This is a genomic window from Actinoplanes sp. NPDC051633, assembly GCF_040681735.1.
In the GTDB taxonomy this organism is placed as follows: Bacteria; Actinomycetota; Actinomycetes; order Mycobacteriales; family Micromonosporaceae; genus Actinoplanes.
Genome location: NZ_JBFAZH010000799.1, coordinates 1 through 3,643, shown reverse-complemented (window position 1 = coordinate 3,643; position 3,643 = coordinate 1). Strand labels below are relative to the sequence as shown.

3 protein-coding genes and 1 pseudogene are annotated in these 3,643 nt (G+C 69.0%); 1 reads left to right on the top strand and 3 read right to left on the bottom strand.

Going from position 1 to position 3,643, the window contains the following annotated elements; translation table 11 throughout:
- Nucleotides 1-380 (bottom strand): annotated as a pseudogene (locus AB0M20_RS32235) (hypothetical protein); the annotation flags it as partial.
- The gene (gene fucP / locus AB0M20_RS32230; protein ID WP_364304108.1) at nt 377-1,735 is read right to left on the bottom strand and encodes an L-fucose:H+ symporter permease; all 1,359 of its coding nucleotides are present in this window, start codon (nt 1,733-1,735) and stop codon (nt 377-379) included. The gene fucP and the pseudogene AB0M20_RS32235, both read right to left, overlap by 4 nt.
- Before the next feature lie 311 nt (nt 1,736-2,046).
- On the opposite strand from fucP, the gene AB0M20_RS32225 reads away from it, so the two are divergent.
- On the top strand, nt 2,047-2,484 hold the full coding sequence (locus tag AB0M20_RS32225) for a DUF4429 domain-containing protein (RefSeq protein ID WP_364304107.1): 438 nt from the start codon (nt 2,047-2,049) through the stop codon (nt 2,482-2,484).
- Nucleotides 2,485-2,654: 170 nt separating this feature from the next.
- Here the strand turns inward: AB0M20_RS32225 and AB0M20_RS32220 are convergent, their stop codons facing one another.
- Nucleotides 2,655-3,449 carry a PRC and DUF2382 domain-containing protein gene (locus AB0M20_RS32220; RefSeq protein WP_364304106.1) on the bottom strand — a complete coding sequence of 265 codons (795 nt, stop codon included), beginning with the start codon at nt 3,447-3,449 and terminating at the stop codon, nt 2,655-2,657.
- Between the last annotated feature and the right edge of the window lie 194 nt (nt 3,450-3,643).

The following is a 3,643-nucleotide window of genomic DNA, read 5'->3' as shown; positions in this document are numbered from 1 at the left end:
GTCAGCACCGAGGAGACGTCGCGGACGGTGCCGCGCTCCGCGTAGCCCTGGACCGACTTGCCGGCGAAGGTCTGCCAGACGTCCGGCGGGTCGCCCGCCTGCAGCCGTTTCGCCAGCGCCACGATGGCCTGGGAGCCGGCGCCGCCGGCCACCGCCGCGTTGACCGGCTCGACGCCGGGGTTGGTGTCCCGGAAGGCGGTCAGCAACGTGTTCAGGGCCGCCGCCTCCGATCCGGAGGTCCACCAGGACATGACCTCGAGCCGGTCGGTGTCCTTGGTCGCGCTGGTCGGCTCGTCGCCGCCGCAGGCGCTCACCGCGAGCGTCATGGTCAGCGCGGCGGCCACGAGCGCGCGCCACCGGCCGTTCGACCGGCCCGTCATGACGCGCTCCCGGTGGACGTGCCCGCCGAGGCCGTGGCATGCGTGGCCGGCCGGGCGAACAGATCGTAGAGGGCGTAGAGGCCGACGACCACGAAGCAGACGGCGGGTACGACGAACGAGATCGCCGCGCTGGTCGAGTCGACGAGCTTGCCCTGGATCAGCGGCATGATGGCGCCGCCGACGATGGCCATCACGAGCCCCGCGGCGCCGAACTTCGTGGCGGGGCCGAGGCCCTCCAGGGCGACGCCGTAAATCGTCGGGAACATCAGCGACAGGCAGAAGGACACCGCCACGAGGGCGATCACGCCGGCCAGGTTGGGGCTGACCATCGCGAAGGCGCACAGCAGGACGGCCAGGAACGCCAGGACGGTGAGCACCTTCGTCGCCCGTACGCGGCCGATCAGCCACGTCATCACGAACCGGGAGACCAGGAACACCAGCAGGCTCGCCTGCAGATAGGCGCCGCCCTTCTGCAGGCTGCCGCCGAGGGCCTGTTGCACGTACTGGATCAGATAGGTCCAGGTGCACACCTGAGCCGCGACGTTGAAGAACTGCGCCACGACGCCGTACCGGTAGCGTTTGCTGCGCCACAGAACCGCGAACAGGCTCCCGGTGCGGCTGTCACCCGGCTCGGCGTCGGGGAACTCCTCGACGATCGGCGGCGCCTTCTGGCTGGCGATCGCGACGGCGATCAGCAGCAGCACGAAGCCGAGGCCGAGGTACGGGCCCATCACCGCACCGAGCTCGCCGGCGCGGATCGTGTGCAGCTCGGCCGGCGACAGAGATCCGATGTCCACCGGGTCGGCGAGCTTGGGCAGGATGAGGGTGGAGGCGAGCAGGACGCCGATGTTCGTTCCCACCGGGTTGAACGCCTGCGCGAAATTCAGGCGCCGGGTGGCCGTCTTCTCCGGGCCGAGTGACAGCACGTACGGATTCGCCGAGGTCTCCAGGATCGAGCAACCGGCGGCGATCGCGAACAGCGCCACCAGAAACGCCTCGTAAGTCATGATCTTGCTGGCCGGATAGAACGCGAACGCGCCCAGCGCGGCCAGGCCCAGCCCGGTCAGGATTCCCACCTTGTAGCCGAAGCGCTGATTGATGAAGGCGGCGGGCAGCGCCAGCAGGAAATACGCTCCGAAGTAGGCCAGCTGGACCAGCGACGCCTGGAACGTGCTCATGTCGAAGATGCGTTTGAAGCCGGCCACCATCGGCGTGGTCAGGTCCGCCGCCACACCCCAGGCGGTGAAGCAGCCGATCAGCGCGATGAACAGCACGACCATCCCGCGGCCGATCAGCGGTTCGCGTCCGGCCCGCTGGTCGTCCGCAGCAGGCGGCTTCGTGGCGACACCGGCCATGAGGACTCCCTTCCCAGAACCGCGCTTGGTCGAAAAAGGAAGCCGGAGGAAATCGGCTCGGACAATGCCGCTGATCAATGGGAATCGGCGACGCCCCACATATCCAGAACGCTACATCTCGGTGTAACGACACGGAACCTCTACGTCACCGGCAGAAAGGTCGCCGGTAGACAGATGGTGCATGTTCCACAAGCCGACTTCGTGTTTGGCGCACCGACCCGAGCTGTCGGACGTCGCGGGTGTGCTCGTGCTCCTCGTCGCCCCCGGCGACGTTAGGGTCTTCTGTGCGCCATCGTCGCCGGGAGGAATGCATGATCCGCACAGAGGCACGCGGTCAGACCGGAACCGTCGTGTTCGACGGGGAGTTCGTCACCATCACCAGGACCGGCCTGTCCCGCCTGACGACCGGCCGGCCCGCGAAGCGGATCGCGATCGCCGACATCTCGTCCGTCGAGGTTCGACCGGCCGGGCCGGTCGTCAGCGGTTACATCCGCTTCCTGTTCCCGGGCGTCGGCCCGTCGGCGGCCGGTGCGGCCAACGACGAGAACGCGGTGGTCTTCACCAAGCGGCAGGCCCCGTCCTTCGAGATGCTGCGCGCCGCGGTGGACGAGGCGATCGGCCGCGGGCCGGTTCCGTCGCACGAGGGTTCGGTGGCCGACGAGCTCACCAAGCTCGCCCGCCTGATCGAGCTCGAGTTGCTCACCCGCGAGGAGTTCGAGGCGGCGAAGGCCAAGCTCCTCGGCGCCTGACCGTCTCCGGGCACGTCGAGGTCGTCACCCGGAGGTGACCGCGCCGATCGCGCCGCCGTCGGGTGTCGGCCGCCGCCGACAAAGCCCTGCGCATCATGGCCATGAGATCGACCATACGTCGAGATGCGTAAATGCAATGCCGGGCGGCGGCCGGTGGCCGGTGGCCTTGCTCAGCGGTCGGTGCGCCCGCGGCCCTCGGGGCCGTCGAACTCGATCTGCTCCTTGCGAACCTCACCGCTGACGCTCTCCTCATCGGTGACGGTCTCCTTGCCGAGGCGGACCCGCTCGACCGGCACGGCCTCGGTGTCCACGACGGGCCGCTCGGCGTGCAGGGTGACCTCGTGCTCCTCCTCGGAGATGGTCGGGCCGTCGAGCGCGCGGCCGACGTTGGCGTCGGTGATCGGCTCGCGGTCGAGAGTCACCTCTTCGCGGGTGACCGGGACGGTGACCTGCTCCTGCTCGGTGACGACGTGCTTGCGCAGCCGCGCCTTGCCGGCCTCTTCGGTGCGGGTGCCGGCGACCAGCCGCTCCTCGGAACGGGTCATCGCGTCGTCGGTCGACGGGCCGGAGGTGTCGTGGCCGCTGTCCTGGCGGTATGTGGCGTCGCGGTCGCGCGTGCTGTCGTCGCCGGTGCCGGTCAGCCGTCCACCGGACGAGGACAGGCCGTAGTGGGTGTAGAGCTTGTCCTCCTCGGCCGGGCTCAGATCACCGTCGGCGTCCATGCTCGGCGCGTCCTTGACCTTGTCCTTGCCGAACGGCACCTCGATCCGGTCACCGTTGAAGGTGGCCCGGTCCAGGGGTACGAAGGACTCCTTGGTGCCGAACAGGCCGGTCTTGACCGTTACCCACTCGGGGGCGCCGCTCTGGTCGTCGAGGTACACCTGGCCGACGGAGCCGATCTTGTCGCCGTCGGTGGTGTAAACGTCGGTGCCGGAGAGCCGCTGGATGTCGTTCTGGGTGATCATGGTGGTTCCTTTCGCTCGGTGCACCCGCCGGCACGGGATCGTCCGGCGGGCAGGGAGGAACTGAGGGCGCACGGATGTACGTCCTGTGACGTGAAATTGCGGGTTGTGTGGCCGAGGATCAGTGGCCGAGGCCGGCCTTGTCGACCTTGCGGTGGAACCGCATCCCGGCCAGGCCGCCGAGGATCGCGCCGACC

Excerpts from the sequence above, each read along its gene's own strand:
- fucP (WP_364304108.1), bottom strand. The coding sequence starts at position 1,735 with ATGGCCGGTGTCGCCACGAAGCCGCCTGCTGCGGACGACCAGCGGGCC.
- AB0M20_RS32225 (WP_364304107.1), top strand. The coding sequence starts at position 2,047 with ATGATCCGCACAGAGGCACGCGGTCAGACCGGAACCGTCGTGTTCGAC.
- AB0M20_RS32220 (WP_364304106.1), bottom strand. The coding sequence starts at position 3,449 with ATGATCACCCAGAACGACATCCAGCGGCTCTCCGGCACCGACGTTTAC.